General features: G+C 42.4%; 19 protein-coding genes. 5 read left to right on the forward strand and 14 right to left on the reverse strand.

The genetic code is table 11. The features are described from left to right. The first annotated feature begins 12 nt into the window (after window positions 1-12). Window positions 13-1,878: a glycoside hydrolase family 35 protein gene (locus B5Y40_RS11660; protein ID WP_079686824.1), complete on the forward strand. Its 1,866-nt coding sequence runs from the start codon at window positions 13-15 to the stop codon at window positions 1,876-1,878. Window positions 1,879-1,974: 96 nt separating this feature from the next. Next, complete coding sequence (locus B5Y40_RS11665; protein WP_221408906.1) at window positions 1,975-3,774, forward strand: glycoside hydrolase family 2 protein; 1,800 nt, start codon at window positions 1,975-1,977, stop codon at window positions 3,772-3,774. A 44-nt stretch (window positions 3,775-3,818) separates the two neighbouring features. Here B5Y40_RS11665 and B5Y40_RS11670 read toward each other — a convergent pair whose 3' ends face one another. The 9 genes from B5Y40_RS11670 to B5Y40_RS11705 form a co-directional block, all read right to left on the reverse strand. Continuing rightward, complete coding sequence (locus tag B5Y40_RS11670; protein WP_079686826.1) at window positions 3,819-4,553, reverse strand: SDR family NAD(P)-dependent oxidoreductase; 735 nt, start codon at window positions 4,551-4,553, stop codon at window positions 3,819-3,821. Between the two features lie 20 nt (window positions 4,554-4,573). Then, window positions 4,574-4,756, reverse strand: coding sequence for a hypothetical protein (locus B5Y40_RS29355; protein ID WP_143785707.1), 183 nt, complete (start codon window positions 4,754-4,756; stop codon window positions 4,574-4,576). Window positions 4,757-4,785: 29 nt separating this feature from the next. Further along, window positions 4,786-5,181, reverse strand: coding sequence for a (R)-mandelonitrile lyase (locus tag B5Y40_RS11675; protein ID WP_079686827.1), 396 nt, complete (start codon window positions 5,179-5,181; stop codon window positions 4,786-4,788). Between the two features lie 309 nt (window positions 5,182-5,490). Continuing rightward, window positions 5,491-6,039 (reverse strand): carboxymuconolactone decarboxylase family protein, encoded by a 549-nt coding sequence (locus B5Y40_RS11680; RefSeq protein WP_079686828.1) that lies wholly within the window; start codon window positions 6,037-6,039, stop codon window positions 5,491-5,493. Further along, entirely contained in the window at window positions 6,026-6,589 is a 564-nt protein-coding gene (locus B5Y40_RS11685; protein WP_079686829.1) for a carboxymuconolactone decarboxylase family protein, read from the reverse strand. Before B5Y40_RS11685 ends, B5Y40_RS11680 begins: the two co-directional genes overlap by 14 nt. A gap of 2 nt (window positions 6,590-6,591) precedes the next feature. Then, on the reverse strand, window positions 6,592-7,833 hold the full coding sequence (locus tag B5Y40_RS11690; protein WP_079686830.1) for an MFS transporter: 1,242 nt from the start codon (window positions 7,831-7,833) through the stop codon (window positions 6,592-6,594). Further along, on the reverse strand, window positions 7,830-10,589 hold the full coding sequence (locus B5Y40_RS11695) for a TonB-dependent receptor (RefSeq protein WP_079686831.1): 2,760 nt from the start codon (window positions 10,587-10,589) through the stop codon (window positions 7,830-7,832). Before B5Y40_RS11695 ends, B5Y40_RS11690 begins: the two co-directional genes overlap by 4 nt. 25 nt (window positions 10,590-10,614) lie before the next feature. Continuing rightward, window positions 10,615-11,178, reverse strand: coding sequence for a carboxymuconolactone decarboxylase family protein (locus B5Y40_RS11700; protein WP_079686832.1), 564 nt, complete (start codon window positions 11,176-11,178; stop codon window positions 10,615-10,617). Between the two features lie 238 nt (window positions 11,179-11,416). Next, the gene (locus B5Y40_RS11705) at window positions 11,417-11,959 is read right to left on the reverse strand and encodes a hypothetical protein (RefSeq protein ID WP_079686833.1); all 543 of its coding nucleotides are present in this window, start codon (window positions 11,957-11,959) and stop codon (window positions 11,417-11,419) included. Between the two features lie 174 nt (window positions 11,960-12,133). On the opposite strand from B5Y40_RS11705, the gene B5Y40_RS11710 reads away from it, so the two are divergent. From B5Y40_RS11710 to B5Y40_RS11720, 3 genes are all read left to right on the forward strand, one after another. Then, window positions 12,134-12,538 (forward strand): RidA family protein, encoded by a 405-nt coding sequence (locus tag B5Y40_RS11710; RefSeq protein ID WP_079686834.1) that lies wholly within the window; start codon window positions 12,134-12,136, stop codon window positions 12,536-12,538. Between the two features lie 259 nt (window positions 12,539-12,797). Continuing rightward, entirely contained in the window at window positions 12,798-13,712 is a 915-nt protein-coding gene (locus tag B5Y40_RS11715; protein ID WP_079686835.1) for a ketopantoate reductase family protein, read from the forward strand. Window positions 13,713-13,781: 69 nt separating this feature from the next. Then, complete coding sequence (locus B5Y40_RS11720) at window positions 13,782-14,630, forward strand: helix-turn-helix domain-containing protein (RefSeq protein WP_079686836.1); 849 nt, start codon at window positions 13,782-13,784, stop codon at window positions 14,628-14,630. A 114-nt stretch (window positions 14,631-14,744) separates the two neighbouring features. Here the strand turns inward: B5Y40_RS11720 and B5Y40_RS11725 are convergent, their stop codons facing one another. From B5Y40_RS11725 to B5Y40_RS11745, 5 genes are all read right to left on the reverse strand, one after another. Beyond that, window positions 14,745-15,941 carry an MFS transporter gene (locus B5Y40_RS11725; RefSeq protein WP_079686837.1) on the reverse strand — a complete coding sequence of 399 codons (1,197 nt, stop codon included), beginning with the start codon at window positions 15,939-15,941 and terminating at the stop codon, window positions 14,745-14,747. 336 nt (window positions 15,942-16,277) lie between these two features. After that, complete coding sequence (locus tag B5Y40_RS11730) at window positions 16,278-16,835, reverse strand: C40 family peptidase (RefSeq protein WP_079686838.1); 558 nt, start codon at window positions 16,833-16,835, stop codon at window positions 16,278-16,280. A gap of 285 nt (window positions 16,836-17,120) precedes the next feature. Then, window positions 17,121-17,672, reverse strand: a complete 552-nt coding sequence (locus B5Y40_RS11735; RefSeq protein ID WP_079686839.1) for a hypothetical protein — start codon at window positions 17,670-17,672, stop codon at window positions 17,121-17,123. 457 nt (window positions 17,673-18,129) lie between these two features. Further along, the gene (locus B5Y40_RS11740; protein WP_079686840.1) at window positions 18,130-18,747 is read right to left on the reverse strand and encodes a DUF6766 family protein; all 618 of its coding nucleotides are present in this window, start codon (window positions 18,745-18,747) and stop codon (window positions 18,130-18,132) included. A gap of 135 nt (window positions 18,748-18,882) precedes the next feature. Beyond that, window positions 18,883-19,413: a YciE/YciF ferroxidase family protein gene (locus B5Y40_RS11745; protein ID WP_079686841.1), complete on the reverse strand. Its 531-nt coding sequence runs from the start codon at window positions 19,411-19,413 to the stop codon at window positions 18,883-18,885. Window positions 19,414-19,874: the final 461 nt, after the last annotated feature.

Below are 19,874 nucleotides of genomic sequence, written 5' to 3' on the forward strand. Positions count from 1 at the left end.
AATTTGCTTATTATGACAACCAACTACACCTCCCGCTTTTTTCGTTTGTATGTTTCGTTGCTGATTTTCTTTTTCATCTCTCACACCGGATGGACGCAAACCAGCAAGCACACATTTGCACTGGGCGATTCAACATTTCTGCTGGACGGAAAACCGTTCCTGATGATCTCCGGAGAACTTCACTATCCACGTATACCCAAAGAGGCATGGCGCCAGCGCATGCAAATGGCAAAGGCCATGGGCTTGAATACCATTGGCACCTATGTATTCTGGAATGTACATGAACCTGAAAAAGGCAAGTATGATTTTTCGGGCAACAATGATATAGCGGCCTTTGTAAAGACCGCGCAGGAAGAAGGACTATGGGTTGTATTGCGTCCAAGTCCATACGTTTGTGCCGAATGGGAATTTGGTGGCTATCCATACTGGCTGCAAAACGAAGAAGGACTTATTGTTCGCAGTCTTGAACCGAAATTCATCACAGCCTATCGTAACTATATCCAGGAGGTAGCGCGGCAGCTGGTGCCCCTTCAAATCAACCATGGCGGTAACATTCTCATGGTGCAGGTTGAAAATGAGTATGGCTTTTATTCAAATGACAAAGCATACCTTGAAGAGAATAAACGCCTCTTCATCGAAGCGGGCTTTGATGGCTTGCTATATACCTGCGATCCGGCTCCTAAAGTGAAAGACGGACATATACCAGGATTGCTGCCGGCCGTAAATGGATTGGACAATCCCAGGGAAGTAAAGTCACTTGTACGCCAGTACCATCAAGGTAAAGGTCCCTTCTATATAGCCGAGTGGTATCCAGCATGGTTTGATTGGTGGGGTACACCGCACCATACGGTCCCGGCAAAAGATCATGCTCCTAAACTTGATGCAGTACTGGGTGCTGGCATTTCCATCAACATGTATATGTTTCACGGGGGTACTACCAGAGGGTTTATGAATGGTGCTAATTATAATGATCAGAATCCATATGAGCCGCAAATCAGCAGCTACGACTACGATGCGCCATTGGATGAAGCGGGAAATGCCACCGAAAAATTCCGGCAGTTCAGAAGTGTGATCAAGAAACATCTCCCAGTAGGACATGTATTGCCTAATATACCGCCCGCTAAAAAAGCAGTAGCCCTGCCGTTGATAAACTTTTCGCGTCAGATAAGTTTAATGAATATATTACCTGAACCCGTTGCGAGTGCTCATCCACTTACATTCGAGGATCTGAACCAGGCGTACGGTTTTGTGTTATATCGCACCACATTAAAGAACAGCCAGGGCAGTGGTATATTAAAAATCAACGAGCTGCGGGATTATGGACTTATCTTTATAAACGGTAAACGCGTAGGTGTCTTAGACCGCAGGCTCCGGCAGGATAGCCTCTCGGTTGTGATACCCGCCGGTGAGGTAACATTGGATATACTGGTAGAGAATTTAGGGCGTATAAATTTCGGACCATACCTGTTGAAAAATAAAAAAGGTATAACATCTACAGTAACATTTAACAATACCGAGTTGCCGAACTGGCAGATGTATTCGCTGCCGTTTAGTGATTTGACTTTGTTGAGTAAAAAAGAAAACAAGAAAGCGGCTGCGGCTGAAAGCCCGGTGATCAAATCCGGAACGTTTTCGCTATCAGCAGTCCATGATACTTACCTGGACATGCGTACATGGGGAAAAGGTATCGTATGGATCAATGGACACAACCTGGGGAGATATTGGTCGATCGGACCACAACAAACCATTTATGTGCCTGCTGAATGGTTGAAGACGGGACAAAACGAGATTGTTGTGCTGGAGCTGCTGGAGACTTCGCAAAAGAGTTTGAAGACGCTTTCCAAACCGATCCTGAATTCTATTCCTTCGCTCAAATAGAGAACTATATTTACTTTTGCAGCGCAACCCAAACGGCCTATGATATTGCCAGTATTACATCGATCAACATGCAAACACCTTCTCGTTTTTGTTTGCATGATTTTGTCCTTTGCATTGAGTGCCCAGCAGCATCTGATCACCAATGTTACGGGCAGAAAAACGGTAAGCCTTAACGGAGACTGGCAATATATAGTGGATCCATACGAGACAGGATTCTATAATTATCGCTGGCAGGAGCGCGCTGAGAATGATCGTGAGGCTTATTGGAATTCCGATGTACCTGATAATAAAACAGATCGTAAAGAGCACGGCTATACTGATGAATATATACTAAAGGTGCCGCAGGATTGGAACTCGCAAGACTCCAAGTTTCTGTTCTATGAGGGAACGGTTTGGTATAAAAAGACGTTCAATGCCAAGCTTCCATCGGCCAATGAAAGGATATATATACATTTCGGTGCCGTGAATTACCAGGCACATGTATATCTCAATGGAAAGAAACTCGGTAAGCATACCGGAGGCTTTACTCCATTTAATTTTGAAATACCTCGCGGACTGTTAAAGGAAGAAAATAACTTTCTCGTGGTAAAGGTCGACAATAAACGTCTGAAGGATGAAATACCAACGTTGAATACCGACTGGTGGAATTATGGCGGCATTACACGAGATGTCAATCTGGTTACTGTTCCAAACACATTCATCATCGACTATGCGGTGTATCTTGAAAAGGCATCCGTCAATGCAAAGCAAAAGACGATCACAGGTTGGGTAGTATTCAATGAAGCTGCATCCGGTGACCTGACAATAGAAATACCAGAGTTGAAAATCAAAACGGAAGCAGTATATAAATCGGATACTGCACGTTTTTCAATCCAGGTAAAAAACCTGCAGTTGTGGACACCGGAGAAACCCAAGCTATACCAGGTGATTCTTTCCTCGACACAGGACAGGCTTATTGATAAGATCGGTTTTCGTACCATCGAAGTAAAAGGAAAGCAGATTCTCCTCAACAATGAAGCTATATTTCTACGCGGTATATGTATACATGAGGAAATACCGCAGGAGATAAGAAGAGCCAATGGACAGAGAGATGCTCTGCAATTACTCGGCCAGGCAAAAGAGCTGAATGCTAACATGGTACGACTGGCGCATTATCCTCACAACGAGGCCATGGCGAAAGTTGCAGATTCGCTTGGTATACTGGTGTGGTCAGAGATTCCGGTATACTGGACAATTGATTTTGCAAATGCAGATGTGCTCAATAAAGCAAAGCTGCAATTGAAAGAGATGATCCAAAGAGACCACAACCGCGCCAGCATCATTATATGGTCGGTAGGGAATGAGACACCGGTACACGAAGCAAGGACCAGGTTTATGCGCGAACTCGTAATCCGCGCCAGAGCATTGGACAATACGCGTCTGATCAGTGCAGCGCTTGAAGTTCATAATGTGAATGGCACACAAACCATCGATGATCCGTTAGGACAGTATACAGATATAGTATCGGTCAATGAATACCTGGGTTGGTATGGCGGACTTCCCAGCAATTGCCGCAATGCAAAATGGTCTGTCAAGTATGACAAACCACTGTTCTTCAGTGAGACGGGAGCCGAGGCACTGGGTGGCTTTCATGCCGATTCGCTTACACGTTGGAGTGAAGAATATCAGGAATGGTATTATCGTGAGCAGATTGATATGATGAAACGTATGCCCGATAATTATGTAGGCATGTCACCCTGGATACTTAACGACTTTCGATCACCCAGACGCAACAACCCGGTATACCAGGAAGGATGGAATAACAAAGGTCTCTTCGATCAGAAGGGTAATAAAAAGAAAGCATTTTATGTTCTGAAAAATTACTACGCTGAAGTTGAAAGGAGTACAAAGCATTAACCGTTGTCATGGTACTTAATCAAAGATGATTTATACTATAGCTGCTATTGAGGAAATGAAACGCCCGTTATCTCTTTACATAGTGTAAGGAATTTTTCTTGCAACAATGTATTGTCAGCCTCGGTGTTATAGCGGCTTTCCTTCTGGTGATGAAAATAACGACCGCTTACTTTGGCTTTGTCATCATTGCTTACGGCTAACCATGCCTGTGTCTCAAATCCTTTTTGCAAATCATCGGGTGCGCCTGGTCCACCCATCTTTGTCGGGACCCAGCCTGGATCAACGGCATTGGAGTATACATCCGGCCATTTACGGGCTACGGCCATGGAAAGCATTAATACAAGCAACTTGGAATCGGAGTAGGATACGCCACTACCTTTACGCTTTAGTTCGTCTAGTTTTGAATGTCCCTGTAAATGCATTCCGCTGCTCAGGTATATCAAGCGCTGCGGCTTTTGAATTAGACATGTAAGTGTATAGGGAGCTATTGTGTTGACTGAGAAAATCAGAGAGGCAGAAACCTGGTAAACTCCTGCATTGTGAATTACCGCATCAAATATACCCAGTTGATTAACGTGTTCGGCAAGTTTTTTTGTCTCTTCTATACTGGACAAATCTCCTGTTAAAACGGCCTCAGCACCCGGTATATTTTTCATAGCTTCGCGCCCGCGTTCAGCGTTGCGTGCATGCAGGACCACACGGTGTCCCTGTTCGATTAGCAACTTTGCGCAGAGCTGCCCGAGTCCATCAGCTGATCCGGTAATAAATATTCTTGCCATCAATTTTAATTATACCTTAATCAATTTTTTTGACTGTACAATCTCCATGGAGACGCGACCATCATCAAGGCCTGGCTTTCAAAGCCGTTGTGACATTCCAAATATAGCGTTCCATACTTCTCTCTGTTGTCTCCCCAGTGTTCAGAAAGTATTCGTCCATCGACTGTTGATCCCATGTGACAGATTACATACGGCTTTTTCATGCTATATATTTAATTATATATCTATCTATCTATTGTTGATACTGTTCATCTGTTACTTTCTCCATCCACTCCACCACACTTCCATTCAGTTGTTCCTGTATTGCTATATGTGTCATGGCAATGGTGGGAGAGGCTCCGTGCCAATGCTTTTCTCCTGGAGGAAACCACACGATATCGCCCGGACGAATTTCTTCAATCGGTCCGCCTTCACGTTGTACTCGACCCACGCCGGCGGTAATAATTAATGTTTGACCCAGGGGATGGGTATGCCATGCCGTTCGAGCACCCGGCTCGAATGTTACAGTCGCTGCGGCTGCACGCGCATGTTCATTGGGTTGAAATAATGGATCAATACGAACTGTCCCGGTAAACCAATCTGCGGGTCCTTTGCCCGATGGTTGTGAGCCTAATCTTTTAATTTCCATGTCGCTTCGTTAAGTGCTTTTTATATGTCAAAGACCTATATCTTCTCTATGTAAAATTAAAGTGTTAGAAATACTTATTTACTAAAGTATTCAAACACTTTATTAAAATATTCAAACTGATTGATTGGCTTAAAGCTTGCTTGATACGGTTAGTATGTTCTGAGACTTCATCCCAGGCCGATTGCAAATCCGCTGTATGGTGTGAGCTATACTCATGTAGATATCAAGCGTTAAGGGAAATTTACTTTGCAAAGTAATTTATGGCAAGCTAACGGTTAATATACTTCTACAATGCAAAGTAAATTTCTATTAGTGATGTGGATCATAGTTCGCATAACCTTCTTCAGCCCGATCTTTAGCACGGTTTATATAGAACATCCTGTCTTGTGGCGCCCATGTATTAAGTCCGTCTACATATCGGTTGAACATACAGAATGCTGCTGCTATCAGAACGGTGTCATGAATTTCAAGGTCCGTTGCGCCAAGCAACTTTGCTTTCGCTACCTGCTCGGTTGTTACATGCTTGCCACCTTGTTGAACACTTGCTGCGATCGTTAGCAACGCTTTGAGTTTGGGTGAAATTTTTGCATTGTCCTTGTCCCGTTTTACATCATCGATGAAAGATATATCGCATTCTAAATAATGCTGGGCAATTCCCCCATGAGCATTCTGACAAAAGAAGCAATCGTTCAGATAGGATATATAGGTTGCAATGAGTTCACGATCACCACGGCTGAGCGAATTTTCACTTCTCAGCAATACCTCCGCAAGCTCGTTTAATGGCTTTGTAGTTTCAGGTCTGAATGCCATCGGCCCCCGAATTCCAGGCAGCCCTTCCGGTAAATTAATGTGTGCCATTTGTTTTTTGTTGTTGAGGTAAAACATATCCCAGTGTTGCCAGGCGCTTGCCCATGGGTTCATATTCTTTAGGGTCTGTTGGTGTTAGTGAAGCCAGCCCATCGACATAGCGATTGAACATTGAAAATGTAGCTGCGATCAAAACAGTGTCATGTATATCTCTGTCCTCAGCGCCATGCTTTCGCGCCTCTGCTATATCTTCGTCTGTTACTAACTTTCCGCTTTGCTGAACTTTGCCGGCAATGGTTAGCAAAGCTTTCATTTTGTCAGAGAGCAGTGCTGTGCCCTTACTTTCAATTACACAATCTACTACTTCACGTTTCTCTTCGAAGAGTTCACGTGCAGCCGCTGCATGACTACTCATGCAAAATATACAATGATTACGAGCTGACACATGCGTTGCTATAAGTTCACGTTCAGCAGCGGTAAGCGGGGAAGCATCTCTGAGCAGAACCTGCGCCAGTTCATATAAATGCTTTCCTGTTTCTGGTCTGAATAGCACCAGGCTTCGTATGCCCGGAACTCCTTCTTCTACTTTGATATGTGCCATGATCAGTTGTTTTTAGTTTCGTTTTTCATAAGTGAAATGGTAATAAATCCGGCTACAAAAATTCCCGCAAAGGTGAGCAGTGCATTGCCATAACCTCCCAGGCCCGTTACCATAACAGCTACAAAGAATATGGCAAAGGCGGTAACGATTCTTCCAATATTAAAGCAAATACCAGTATACGTTCCGCGGATGTGTACCGGGAAAAGCTGAGGTATATAAATGGACAAGAGCCCCTGACTGATACCAAAGAAAAGCGAAAGCACGGCTAGTTCTATATATATTACTTTTGAAAAAGTTGTGTTCAGTCCAAAGAGTAGAAATGACATTAGTATACATCCTGCGAAACAAAGCATCATGGATTTTCTTACACCGAGCGAATTGGACACCCATCCGGATATGAATCCCCCTGTAAGACCACCCGCACCCAATAGCATCATGGCAATTCCGCGCTCAGCCTGACCATCGGAAGCAGTTAATAGACTTTGTACCCAGGTAGGTATCCATGAAAACATTCCCCACAAGCCAATAAGCATAGATCCAAAAATGATAGCACCCTTGATCAGGTTTCTCTTGTATGCTATATTTTCGCCTGCGTTGCTGGTATATACTTTAGATTTTGTTTTTTGCCAATCGTGTGACTCCTGTAGCGCCCTCAATGAAAGTATAGCGATCCCAACAGGAACTATTCCAATCAAGAAGGCACTGTGCCAGTCACTGACCAGTACGTTGACAAGGCCGGAAGAGAAAATTCCAATGGGGAATCCGATCGAGTCAATACCGATGATTACGGCTCTGGATTTTACCGGCCAAATTTCAGATAGCAGGGTAGGCGTGATAACCAGAATTCCGCCTACGGCAAGCCCTGAGAGTAATCGAAACACAACCACCCACTCCCACGATGGTGCAAAGCTTATCAATACCGTGAAAAGTCCAAATATACCTGTTGACAAGGCCAGGGCCCGTACTCTCCCTATAGTATCGCTTATGAAGCCCCAGGCGAAACCACCGATCGCCCAGCCCGCTATATATAGTGAATTAATATAAGCACTTATATAGTTTAACTCATCGGCTTTTACTTCCTGCGAGAGGTCCTTAACAACAACAGGTAAGTACACCGACATCAGCGTTGAAAGTAACCCGGCAGAGATATTACACAGGAAGCACAATCCAAAAGAGATCCAAAGAAGGATACCGATTTTTTCGATATCTTTCTTTTCCGTTACGAGTGATTCTGGTATCATCATCTTAACAGTTCATCAAATGTTATACTTACATAGTATATAGCTCCAATCGCTGGCGATCCGTATGCCTGGTAAATCTGTTTGTTGAACAGGTTGCTGGCACCAAGTTTTATCATAGATTTAAGCGAAAGCACTTTATAGTTGACCTGTGCATCAACAATTGAAAATGCTTCGATTTTTCCGGGGCGCATCTGGTTGAAGGTTCCATACCAGTCGTATGTGTCCTGCCATCGCCAGGCTATATTAAATCCAAAATTGTCCGCTACCTTACTGTTGCCAAACATAACTGATGTTTTATACTTGGGAGTATTGAAGGCCGGTACGTTGTTGGGATTTGCATCGCGCAAGTCAAAAGTGGCAAGCGTTCCATTCATTCCAATTGAATAATTCCTGGGCAGCGCATAGGTTATTCCTAATGTTGCACCTTGTGCCGTAACACGGTCGCTTGCATTGGTATATAGCTGGTATAAATGACTGTCGCCATTTAACAGATCAGATGCTGCCTGAGGGTTAATCTTGCCATCGTTGCCAAGTACAGCGCTTTGTGGTTCCATCACTACCTGATTCAATAAAAAATCGGTATAGCTTGAGAAATAATAATTTACATCAATCACCAGGTTATCCTGAATTAATCCTTTATACCCAACCTCAAAAACCTTTACACGCTCAGGCTTTATATAGGCTACATTTGATTTTACCAGGAAGTCTTTAGATTGCATGATGGCCTGCTCCGGAGTGGCTCCCTGTTGCATGGCCTGCTGAAACGCTCCAAAGAACGGCCCCAGAGAAGCAGAGGTAAACGAATTCTGGTATACAGTCATGCCTTTGCTGTTATCCGGCACGCCTCCTAAAATAGTAATGGGGCCTGCATTAAGTTTGATGTATTGATCTCCGGGTGTGGGGTTACGGAAGCCGGTTTGGTATGATGTTCTGAAATGATGATTGTCAGCTATACTATATACAGCTGAAGCGCGCGGTGTAAACCGGCCTTCGAAATTTTGATTTTTGTCGTAACGAACAGATCCTGTTAGTTTCAATTTCTCATTCAATAATTTCTTGCTAAGTTGTATAAAGGCTCCTCCTTCATCAATAAGTATACTTTTTCCTTTGTCATCGAAAAGCGTTCCATTGGTAAACATGTCATACCTACGGAAGTTTCCTCCGACAAGAACATCCACTACCTTAAGCTTATTTGAAAAATCATACTGGCCTTCTACATGGTATAGTTTACTCTGACTGAGAATGCCTGCTCCACTTAATCCCTGTGTAGTGATGAGTCGCTCTTTTTGAGAATTGAATTCAGCACTACCTGGTAAAAATCTACCTTGGTCAGCAAATGCTCTCGCCGCAGAATGATTGCTTGAATTTACTCCTTGAATATTTCCGTTATAGGCTTCTTCGTATCGCGTATACCACATGTCATCGGCCTGGTTTTCCGATACTATATTTCCACTTAAATCACGTACCCATGTCTTGTTGATAAGTTGACCAAGACCTTTTGCATTGTAAGAATCATGAGAATCTTCGGCTGTGGAATATGCACGGATGAAATAGTTGTTGCCCTTTAACTCAACTTTATGCTGCTGTAGAGTAAAGTTATTGATCGAGAACCTGTTACTTCCTGTATAATTAGCAGTGCCTTGCCCGAAGTTATATTGGTAACTTAAAACCATGTTTTCGGCAAGGCGGTAGTGCAAAGCACCATTCAGTTTAAGGCTATATACATCATAATCTGTAAGGTCTCTTTCTTCATACCCGGTCCGGGATACCCTTCCGATACCTTCAAGCTCGCGTGCTTCGTCATCACCATATATATTGAGGGCATTTCTTGCAGGATTGTTCTCGCCGCGCAGTTCAACAGGTGTTCCAGGATCTACATCGGTGTAGTTTGTTGCAAAGAAATCCAACCCTGAGAAATAGGAAGCATTTATTTTGAATGCGAACTTATTATTAAATGCTTTTGCATACCGGATGGAGTAATCGTTGAGTATATGTGCGTTGGTATATTTTTCATGGATGTGATTCACGCCCAGCTTTGCCTGAGCACTCAGTCCCTGATATTGAAATGGGTCTTTCGTCCGCATCATCAGTACACCGTTAAATGCAACCGGACCGTATAGTGCAGATGCAGCACCGGGTATCAGTTCGGCGCTTTCCATATCCAGATCGGAAGAACCGAAAAGATTACCCACTGAAAATCCCAGCCCCGGAGTTTGATTGTCTACGCCATCAACAAGTTGAAGAAACCTTGAGTTGCCCGTATGATTAAAGCCTCTTGTATTAATTTGTTTGAACGTAAGGCCACTCGTTACCATCTCAACACCCTTGAGATTTTCAAGTGCATCGTAAAAGGAAATAGAAGGCGTTTGTTGGATATCACGCACATTCATTTTCTCGATGCTGACAGGAGATAGCAAAATACTTTCTTCAACGCGTGAAGCTGATACAACAACTTCGTTCATTACCTCACTTGACTCAACGAGTTTTATAGTCAGCGACGATGAGGTGTTTACCTCAAGCTCTTGCTTTTGGAATCCTACTATTGATACAATTATAGTAATCGGTAAATGCGTGGTTGTGTTGATTTCAAAGTTCCCTTTTGAATCAGTAACCGAGCCTGTGACTTTGCCTTTGATCAAAATATTTGCCCCGGCAACCGGGCTGTCTTTTTCATCGGTTACTATACCAGTAATTTTTGTAGTTTGACAAAACGCAAGGGCTGGAATGAATAAATAAAAGACTAGTAGAAATGTTTTCATGAGAGGTTGTAGGTTGTTTTTAGAGTTAGTTTTTTTTCAGATGATCATATCCTTGCGGAAGACGAGTATATCCATTGGTAACAAGCCTTTCAGCAAGCGTATTAAAGTAATCACTGGTGTCAGGCAGCCTTGTTGAGAGGCCATCGACATATCGATTATAGAGGCAAAAAAGAGCTGCAATAAGAACGGTGTCGTGAATCTCTATATCTGTTGCTCCTGCGTCTTTCGCGCGCCCAACAGCTGCTGCGGTAACATTTTTACCGGATTGCTGGACTTGTTTGGCGATCACCAAAAGCGCTTTCATTTTTTCATTTACAGGAGCCGATTCAATATCTTTTTTGATAGCCTGCGTGGTCTCGTATTCTCCTAAAAGTTTATCGGCAGCAGCAGTGTGTGCTGTTGTACAAAATTTACATTCATTGCCGTGTGATACTATGGTGGCAATAAGTTCGCGCTCGCCTTCCGTCAGGGTAGAGGGGCCCCGTAGCAAAAGCTGCGTCAACTCGCGTATAGGCTGTGCACTGTCTTTGCGGTACTCCAGCAATCCTGTAATTCCAGGAAGGTGATCTTCTAATGATATATGTGGCATAAGGGATGGTTTTGCAATGAAAACAGTGCAGCCGGTAACTATACTAGAACCCGTTGAACCGCTGATAAAATGATGCGATGAAATGATTCAGAAAAATAAAAGGTCCATTGGCGCGAAATGCCGTTGGTATATGTAGCATACTGTATTCAATACAGAATTCTATTGATGAATAGTCAACGAAGAAATTGTGTTGGCAGAATGCTATATATAGTACTGACAGAATACGTCAGCGATGATACTATGCCCGTTCAGGCGGATGAATCACAGAAGCGGTAAATGTTGAGATCAGAATGTTGTGAAAGGAATTGTATGTAACGCTTGTTGTCCAACCGGCAGCGACCGAACGGAGTGAAAAGGCTTGAGGAATATAGTCCTTTATAAAGTTGATAGTGACTTTCGAATTCGAATGTTGATCGGTGGCCTTATCCGTAAATGATTTTACATAATTGCTAAGCGCCTGATTAATTCTCTTGTCTTCATAGTCTTTTACGCACACAACAGTAAGGGTATCTTGCGCATATTTCTGCTTTACTAATCTATATACTTCCCCCTCATGTTCGAATTTTCCATCAACCCGTTCGAAGTCGGCATCGTCATTCATATAGGGGATAGAAACCGGAATCCGGATGGTAAGCAGGTGTGCCTTCTCATAGACGTTTGAATCCAACACCTTCATCATGGCAATGTCGTTACGGTACTGGAGGCCAATGAACACTCCATAGTACCCCATCACATTCAGGAGGAGTATGGCGATGAACGCTATGGATATTAGTTTTTGCACCTGTTGGGTCGAAAGGCTTACTTAAACTAATGCAAAAAATAGCATAATTCAAAATATGGAGAGAGCGTTGGCATTCTTTTTTACTCCATATAGCCATATACGCTCTGCGAAATAAGAATCATTGATAACGCCCTGACTTGGTAGCGAATTATAGCATACTTAAAAATAGAGCCGATGAACAAAAAAATAGATTTTATAAACCCGGATGCTTTATTAAAAAATCCAGCCTTCTCCCAAATTGCCATTACAAAAGGGAGTGGAGATACAATTTACATTGGTGGACAAAATGCAATCACGAAAGATCTGAAAATAATTGGAAAGGGTGATATAGCATTGCAGACAGAATATATACTGGACAATATTGAGATTGCTTTAAAGTCCTGCAATGCAACGTTGGACGATCTGTTTAAATTAACAATCTATATAGTACAAGGTCAAGATGTGAGAAAGGGATTTGAAGGCGCACAAAAATTCCTAAAAAAATTAAGCAATCCTCCTGTCATTACCGGAGTTGTAGTTGCTGGTTTGGCGAACCCCGATTACCTGGTAGAGATTGAAGCAGTAGCATTCAGACATTGATTGGGAGGTAGGTTTATAGCGCTAATACGGGTAACTACAAACTAAAAGTAACCATATCTTCAGAAGCGCAAAGTATATCTAATGCTCAATTATACCCCTACTTAAAATCCCTTATTCAGGAGGCTTCCTTTCCTATATTCCCATCGTATTTGCGCCAATCGTTCAAAAACTTTCGCTTTTAGCTCATTCTGCAAAGGAAGCTCTCTGATGTATAAAAGAAAGTATGTAGACTTGGGCTACACTTTGATATTTGAGATTTATGACCGAAAGAGTTTATATAGTTGGAGCGGGGGCGATAGGAAAGGCACTTGCTGTTTTTTTGACTTCGAATGGCAAAGAGGTAATTTTAATAAGAGGCAGTGTCGATGATGGAACGGAAGAGACCGTCTCGTTGGAAATCCTGTTAAATAACAACACAACGGTGAAAGCTGATGTATTGACCTCAACTTTTAGTCAGCAGAAAAACCTTGACGGTGTGGTTGTTCTGACAAACAAATCATTTGGAAATGCCAGCGTTGCCGCAGCCCTAAAAGAAAAGATAGGCACTTCACCCATCGTGATTATGCAAAATGGCCTTAACATTGAAGAGCCCTTTCTGGATGATCAATTTGAATATATATATCGTTGCGTACTCTTTGCAACAAGTCAGAGTATAACGGATCGCACGGTTCGTTTCAAGCCGGTAGCGCTTTCTGCTATAGGGAACGTGAAAGGAAGTGGATCACATTTGCAGCAGATTGTTGCATGTTTAAGTACTGGTGAGTTTGGGTTTCAGGCAGTGCCGGATATTCATCCGATCATCTGGAAGAAAGTAATTGCCAATTGTGTCTTCAATTCTATTTGTCCTTTACTCGACACAGACAATGGTATATTTTATCGCGATGAAGCAGCACGTTCGCTTGCGATCGAGGTGATAGCCGAATGTGTGCATGTTGCCAGGGCAACGGGTGTTGCTATAGATGAGAATGAAGTTCTTCAGACAGTGCTACTGATCAGTAAATCTTCCGATGGACAACTGATTTCGACTTTACAAGATATACGGAATAAACGTCCTACCGAAATAGATAGTCTTAATTTTGCCATTGTAAAGATTGCATCCCAATTGAATATGGCTGAAGTCACCTTGAAAACCAAATTACTGGGAGAGCTGACGAAGTTAAAATCACATTTATAAATAGCTATATATCGCTTTAACCGACCATGACAAAATGATTACATTTGGAATATTGTCCCGGGTTAAAATATGAATGCCTATCAATTGCCAGAATTTTTAAACGGTGGTAAAGCCTGTGACGTACACATTCATCACTACCGATCGGACAAGCTATATATGAAGAACAAGGTTGTTTTAAACCAGAACCTTGTTTGTATTCTGCTCAATGGCACAAAAGAAGTTTTTGGGTCACAACAGTCTGTTAAGATTAACAACACCGAGATCTTGCTGATTAGTGCGGGGAATGTGGTAATGTGGGAGAGCATCGCAGAGGGTAACAAGCTTGAAAGTCTGCTGCTATTCTTTAGTAATACAATGCTGAAAGAATTTTGTGCAAAGTATAGCTTAAGCTTTTCTGATAACCTCGACACCTCACAAGCGGTAATGAGTATCAAAAAAGATAATTACATTTCTTCGTTCCAGGAATCTATACAAGCATTGAGGCAAGAAGATCTTTCTATGCTAGGGCGGCTTAAGATCGAAGAACTGTTCGTTTACCTAAGCATGAAATACCGCTCTCCAACTTTTTGTTCCTTTGTGAGAAATGCACTCCATGCAGTTGGAGAGAATAAGCTAAGAGACGTGGTAGAGATGAATATGACCAAAGGCCTTTCCATTGATGAACTTGCCTTTCTATGTAACATGAGTATATCTACCTTCAAGCGACACTTTGAGAAAACATTCAAGTGTAGTCCAAAAAAATATTTCACGGATAAGCGTATGGAGAGAGCAAAGCAAATGTTGCTACTGGAAAAACGCCCATCTGATATTTACCATGATCTACGTTATCAGAATCTTTCATCATTTAGTACAGAATTCAAGAAGCATTTCGGAGTGTCGCCAAAACAGTTTCAACGCAGCTCACTTGCTGGCGTTTGAAGAGCATAACCAAAGGTGATTCACGAGTTGTATTCGTTTGGCCTTATCGAACCATGGTTAAATCGTTTCGATAATCATGTACGATGGTGTTGGTATATATATAGTATGATCCGTTTAAGACTCTTGTGTAGAAACAGGTCGATTGTCCGTTAATACAAGTGCCAGCGTAATCAATCCAATTACAAAAAAAGCTATTACAAGAGGAAGGACACTGGTAACCATGAAATGGCTAATGATAGAACCCAGAAAAGAGCCAATAAAAAAGAACGATGTTCCGTACACCGCAGATGCCATCCCAGCCATATCACCCATGGGTTCGAGTGCCAGTGCGCTGGAGTTTGGTTCCACGGCAATGTTTAGCGCCATCAGCATGGCCACACCAATAAAGAACAGCAACATACCTGGAGGATCTCCGTAGCTCAAGGTATAGAGCAATAGGAGCGCTCCTACAAGAGTATAAGCCATGAGCAGCCATTGTATAGCAAGACGTGCGCCATAGCGTGAAGAGAGCCGTGAGTTTGTCAATGAACACAAAGACATCAACAGCCCAATGCCCGCAAAAATCCACGCAAACAATTCCGGACTTTTATAGATCTCTCCGATGATATGCTCGGAGCTGGATACGTACGAACTTAGTGCTGTGAAAAGCGCTGTTGTAATGGCTGTATACCGAAGGAAAATACGATTGCCTATAACATTTCGTATCGACTGACCAATACTCGCCCAATTCAATGCTACGCGTTTTTCGCGAGGAAGGGATTCCTCAAGCCTGAGTGACCAAAGGAACACCACCACGGCAAATAGGGGTGGCGTTAGAAATACCATTCTCCACGATGATACTGAAATGATCGCTAACCCCAGAAAAGGAGCAAATATAGGGGTGAACAAAAAAATAGTAAACACAAGAGACATGATCCGCGCCATTTGATCTCCCACGAATCGGTCACGAACTCCTGCTATAGTTGTCATAAACACGGCGGATGCTCCCATGCCTGCAAGAAAACGAGCCGCGTACATCAATGCCAGACTTGGAGCGAATGCTGCCGCAATGCCACCGATGATATACAACGGGAATCCTACACGCAGGATAGCAAGCCGCCCGAAACGGTCGGAGAGTGCGCCGAAAATTATCTGAGCAATTTGCCCCATAAAGAAGAATCCGATGATTTGCGCTGTTGCAGTGGAATCCTGAGGTAGATTGAAGTGTGCTCTGACTTCTGCGAACACCGGAAGCATAATATCAATTCCTAATGCAGTGAGCGTCATGGTGCATGCTGAGAGCGCGATAAACTCTGCTGACTTAATCTTCATACTTGTAAATGAGCGGGTTGTTGGGTGCCTGTATTGCGTAAGTTGATATCGGTCAATGATTCAGCCTTACCTGGTTCACAACGCGATAACTCATTGTGCGCAAAATACAACAGCTCTGTTCTTTCTTTGCATAGTCGGCAAAAAAAATATTAGTGCTATTCTACTCTGCCTTCTGAAGATAAACTGGAATTGATGGTTTGATAGGCGCTACTTCCGTTAGAGCTACCTGATATATACTGCGTTCGAATTCACTACAACAACAGATGGTATTAGGATGCAGCTATTAGGATATATATATCGTAAAGAGGTATAGCAGGTCCGCCTCTGGGAGAGAATCTATTCAAGAATCCTGACAACTTTCATAAATCGCGCTTTGTAGTGAGCGTTTAATTTTGTCTCTGTTACACTATAGGTTTTACCAGAGCTCGCATGAATGAAGACAATGCTATCACCAGCAGCCTGCGTGATGATGCCTACGTGTCCTACTTTGCGAACCTTACTATTGGCTCCTGTAAAAAGAATAACATCACCTGGCTTTGCTGATGGCAGCTCGACTTTATTGCCAACTTTGGTGAAGTCTATAGAACTGCGCGGGACAGACATTTGAAAATGATTGAACACGTACATCACAAAGCCTGAGCAATCAAATCCTTTTTTTGGATCTGCGCTGGCATACTTATATCGCGTTCCTTTAAAAGTTTGAGCATAGGCAATAAGGTCTGCGCGATCTATACCAATTTTATTCGAGTGTTTCAATGTAGAAGAATCTGACGCTACCAGAACCGTATCTGTCCCTGGAGAAGCCAGAGATGCGGACTGATGCAAATCCGCCTTGCGTGAAATTCCATGGAGAGAGAGAAGTATCGAAAAATATAGAATTACATCATTGACCATCCTGCAAATTTAATGTTAAGTTGCGCAAAGCCATCGATTCAATGCGATTAAATGCAGAGAGTTTCTACCAAATGTAAGTTTTGTAGTTATAAAACAGGAAGACGTTATTGAAAAAATAATGCATGATCTGAATTTTTAAGATTTACATTTTATACTCTGCCGTTCTGTCATTAGTTTCTTACCCGATTGGGGTAGGTAAGGCGTTACACTAAGCAGGATATCTTCCCTATAGTGCCACCTTAAAATGAATATATAGCGAGGAACGGTCAAATATAGTACTGGTGATTATTGAATAGAGAAGCCGCTGATCTTTAGTTCAGCAAAGCCATCTTCGGGGTCATTCGAAAGAAAAGCAAAATTGAATTTCGATACATCTTTCAGGTCGAGCGGTTTAACACCGCCCTTGAATTCAGTAAAGGGTATGGTGACCATTGTAAATATTTCGGAACCAGGTAGCGTTATCTGATTATGTATACCACCATGTATACCGGTTTGTCGAAGCTGAACTATAAATTCATGGTTAGCCTTGTAGGTTAATAAGATTGATTTACACTGTGAAATATCTGCCTGCAGTGCTTCACTTCCTTCCACTGTTTTAGTATTGATTGGAACAGAAACTTCTCCATATCCTTTGATATTGAATTTAACATGCACGAACGATTCGTTTTTACTCCGAACGGAAGCATCATTGCTGTTTAAAGGTATCTGTTGTATCGTTTCGGCATCATGTCCGGTACGCCAAAGTATAAAGCTGTCGAATGAACGCTGGGGAGACCTCAACGATGGCGTGCAGCCGTTGGCAAACAAAAAAATAATATAAAGGTATAGCAGTCGCATAAGGATCTAAAAAGGAATTCATCTTCAAGATGCAAAAAAAGAATTAGTTTATTCAGATACTTACTTACGAGCCGATACGCTCTTCAACTGATCTCTAATAATCTGATTCGTATTCGAATATTTATGTTTGAGTATATAATTTTTGTTCTATTGACGTGCCTTTGATCTGCTATTAGTTTGAATTACTAATTCAAACGGAAATGAGACGAACATGTTGATCTTAACAGTGGTCTTCACAGGCTTGTTACAGGTCTGCAGTGAAGACGAAAGTAGTATGCCCCGCTATAGCTGATGAAGAGCAAGCCCGTGCAGCTTTTCTCAGGATCTACAATATATGGACAACCACGTTATACCATGCCTATAAATACAGTATCATTTATAGCAGGGACACTTCCACGCTCGGGCATAGCATGAATGCAAAATGATGCATGCATTTCTTGTATATAGATGTATGTTATCAACCACCGGTTTCCGAGTGAGCGGCATCAACTGGTTTTGATTGTGGAGAACCTTGTTCCCATAGAAAAATGGAGAGTATAATAATGGCAAAGAGAGAAAGGAATTCACTTTCCCAATTTTGAAATGATTCAAACCAAAACCTCGAGTTTGAAAGATATTCTACAGCCGTTTCAGTTGGCTTGTGGTTCAATTGCCGTTGCTCATTATAATCTTTCAAACTGCCGTACCAGTGCAGTGAAAATGAAAGTATGAATAATATCGTAAGGGCATAGCATAGTGAATGTCTATATATACCAAGGATCCAGCCGCCTTTTTTTACCGGCCACGGTGCATCCTTCTTTTGAGGATCAGGTTCCCGGTTTACGTCCTCTTCGTTGTCAGGGTCTTTGGACTCCGCCGAACCCTTTTGAAAAAGAAACATACTTAAGATCACGAACAACGCCATTTGGAGAAATTCGCTTTCCCAGTTTTCGAATGTTGCTTGAAGGAAGTGTCCCGAGGTTAAGTATACATTCATGGTAATAGTTGCTGCGTTTTTTTCGATCATCTCTTCGTTGTGCTGCTTCAATTCGGTAATGGCCTGGCCAACGATCGAAAACACAAACAGCAGGAACATCACGATGGATAGGCCTGTTATTTCTAAGGAGTTTTTTCATAACCGATGCTGATATGAAAATACCGGCTCTCACCGGTATTTATTTGAAACTATATATACAGAACACTCGCATAGATGAATGACCTGACGACAATGCTATTCAGCAGGCTCCTGTGCAGCTTCCTCATTGATCATCGACACTGCAAGGTCAGTTAGCAAGGCATCGGTTTTCTTTTCTTCGTTAAGCGTTGTTTCCAATATACTCGCGGCTTCTTCCAGGCCGATGGTTTCCGCAAATGTTCTTAGCGTTCCATACGAGGCAATTTCATAATGCTCTACTTTTTGCGCCGCAGAAATAATACCGGCATCCCGCATTACGCCTTCTTCGGTGTCTTCTATAATGGACTCAGCTTCTTTGATCAATCCTTCCATGGCCTCACATTTCTTTCCTCTCGGTTCCTTACCGATCACCTTGAAGATTTGTTCGCAACGAACAATATGTTCTTCAGTCTCCTCCAAATGTTTTTGGATTGCTTCCGAGAGATTGCCAGAGGAAGCATTGCTGGCCAGCTTGGGCAACGCCTTTGCCAGCGCTTTCTCTGCCCAATAGATATCTCTTAATTCATCTTCAAACAGCCTACCTAATTTGTTTTGAAGTTCCTGAGGGATATTCTTTGACTTTTTCATAACACTCTATTTTTATTTTTTTTCTGGACATAAACCAAAAACCATCCCTGCCTTGTAAGCAGCGTAGATGGGGATTATGACATAGCCAAAGATTTATATTTGTGGAAATGTGGCGACAATTGACTTGGTGCGGTATATTTTTTTTGATGTATATATATAAAAAAAACAGGCATTAACATCCTGGTCTGTGAGCACCACTTAAGCAATGAACGCGGGCAATCGCATATTCTTACGATCTGTCAAACTAAATTCGACATTGGATCGGTGTCGTGCTAACATCTTTCAATCTTGTGTATAAACATGCTACATCTTTATCAGGACGAAATAAAACAGGACGAGGGCCATATACATTAGCGTAAGGATTAGTCTCTTGTTCATAAAGCATTCTATGATTTGATGGTTTGATATTGTCTTTAATTTATTTTCGTGTTAATGACGATTTGACTTCCCTGTTTCATAGG

The sequence above is a fragment of the Ohtaekwangia koreensis genome, from assembly GCF_900167975.1.
GTDB classification, from domain to species: Bacteria; Bacteroidota; Bacteroidia; order Cytophagales; family Cyclobacteriaceae; genus Ohtaekwangia; species Ohtaekwangia koreensis.

Coding starts and splice junctions, on each gene's coding strand:
- B5Y40_RS29355 (WP_143785707.1), bottom strand. CDS start 4,756: ATGAAAAAGCCGTATGTAATCTGTCACATGGGATCAACAGTCGATGGA.
- B5Y40_RS11660 (WP_079686824.1), top strand. CDS start 13: ATGACAACCAACTACACCTCCCGCTTTTTTCGTTTGTATGTTTCGTTG.
- B5Y40_RS11675 (WP_079686827.1), bottom strand. CDS start 5,181: ATGGAAATTAAAAGATTAGGCTCACAACCATCGGGCAAAGGACCCGCA.
- B5Y40_RS11685 (WP_079686829.1), bottom strand. CDS start 6,589: ATGGCACATATCAAAGTAGAAGAAGGAGTTCCGGGCATACGAAGCCTG.
- B5Y40_RS11700 (WP_079686832.1), bottom strand. CDS start 11,178: ATGCCACATATATCATTAGAAGATCACCTTCCTGGAATTACAGGATTG.
- B5Y40_RS11695 (WP_079686831.1), bottom strand. CDS start 10,589: ATGAAAACATTTCTACTAGTCTTTTATTTATTCATTCCAGCCCTTGCG.
- B5Y40_RS11680 (WP_079686828.1), bottom strand. CDS start 6,039: ATGGCACACATTAATTTACCGGAAGGGCTGCCTGGAATTCGGGGGCCG.
- B5Y40_RS11740 (WP_079686840.1), bottom strand. CDS start 18,747: ATGTTCCTGCTGTTTGTGTTTTCGATCGTTGGCCAGGCCATTACCGAA.
- B5Y40_RS11690 (WP_079686830.1), bottom strand. CDS start 7,833: ATGATGATACCAGAATCACTCGTAACGGAAAAGAAAGATATCGAAAAA.
- B5Y40_RS11710 (WP_079686834.1), top strand. CDS start 12,134: ATGAACAAAAAAATAGATTTTATAAACCCGGATGCTTTATTAAAAAAT.
- B5Y40_RS11735 (WP_079686839.1), bottom strand. CDS start 17,672: ATGCGACTGCTATACCTTTATATTATTTTTTTGTTTGCCAACGGCTGC.
- B5Y40_RS11725 (WP_079686837.1), bottom strand. CDS start 15,941: ATGAAGATTAAGTCAGCAGAGTTTATCGCGCTCTCAGCATGCACCATG.
- B5Y40_RS11665 (WP_221408906.1), top strand. CDS start 1,975: ATGATTTTGTCCTTTGCATTGAGTGCCCAGCAGCATCTGATCACCAAT.
- B5Y40_RS11745 (WP_079686841.1), bottom strand. CDS start 19,413: ATGAAAAAGTCAAAGAATATCCCTCAGGAACTTCAAAACAAATTAGGT.
- B5Y40_RS11720 (WP_079686836.1), top strand. CDS start 13,782: ATGAATGCCTATCAATTGCCAGAATTTTTAAACGGTGGTAAAGCCTGT.
- B5Y40_RS11730 (WP_079686838.1), bottom strand. CDS start 16,835: ATGGTCAATGATGTAATTCTATATTTTTCGATACTTCTCTCTCTCCAT.
- B5Y40_RS11670 (WP_079686826.1), bottom strand. CDS start 4,553: ATGGCAAGAATATTTATTACCGGATCAGCTGATGGACTCGGGCAGCTC.
- B5Y40_RS11715 (WP_079686835.1), top strand. CDS start 12,798: ATGACCGAAAGAGTTTATATAGTTGGAGCGGGGGCGATAGGAAAGGCA.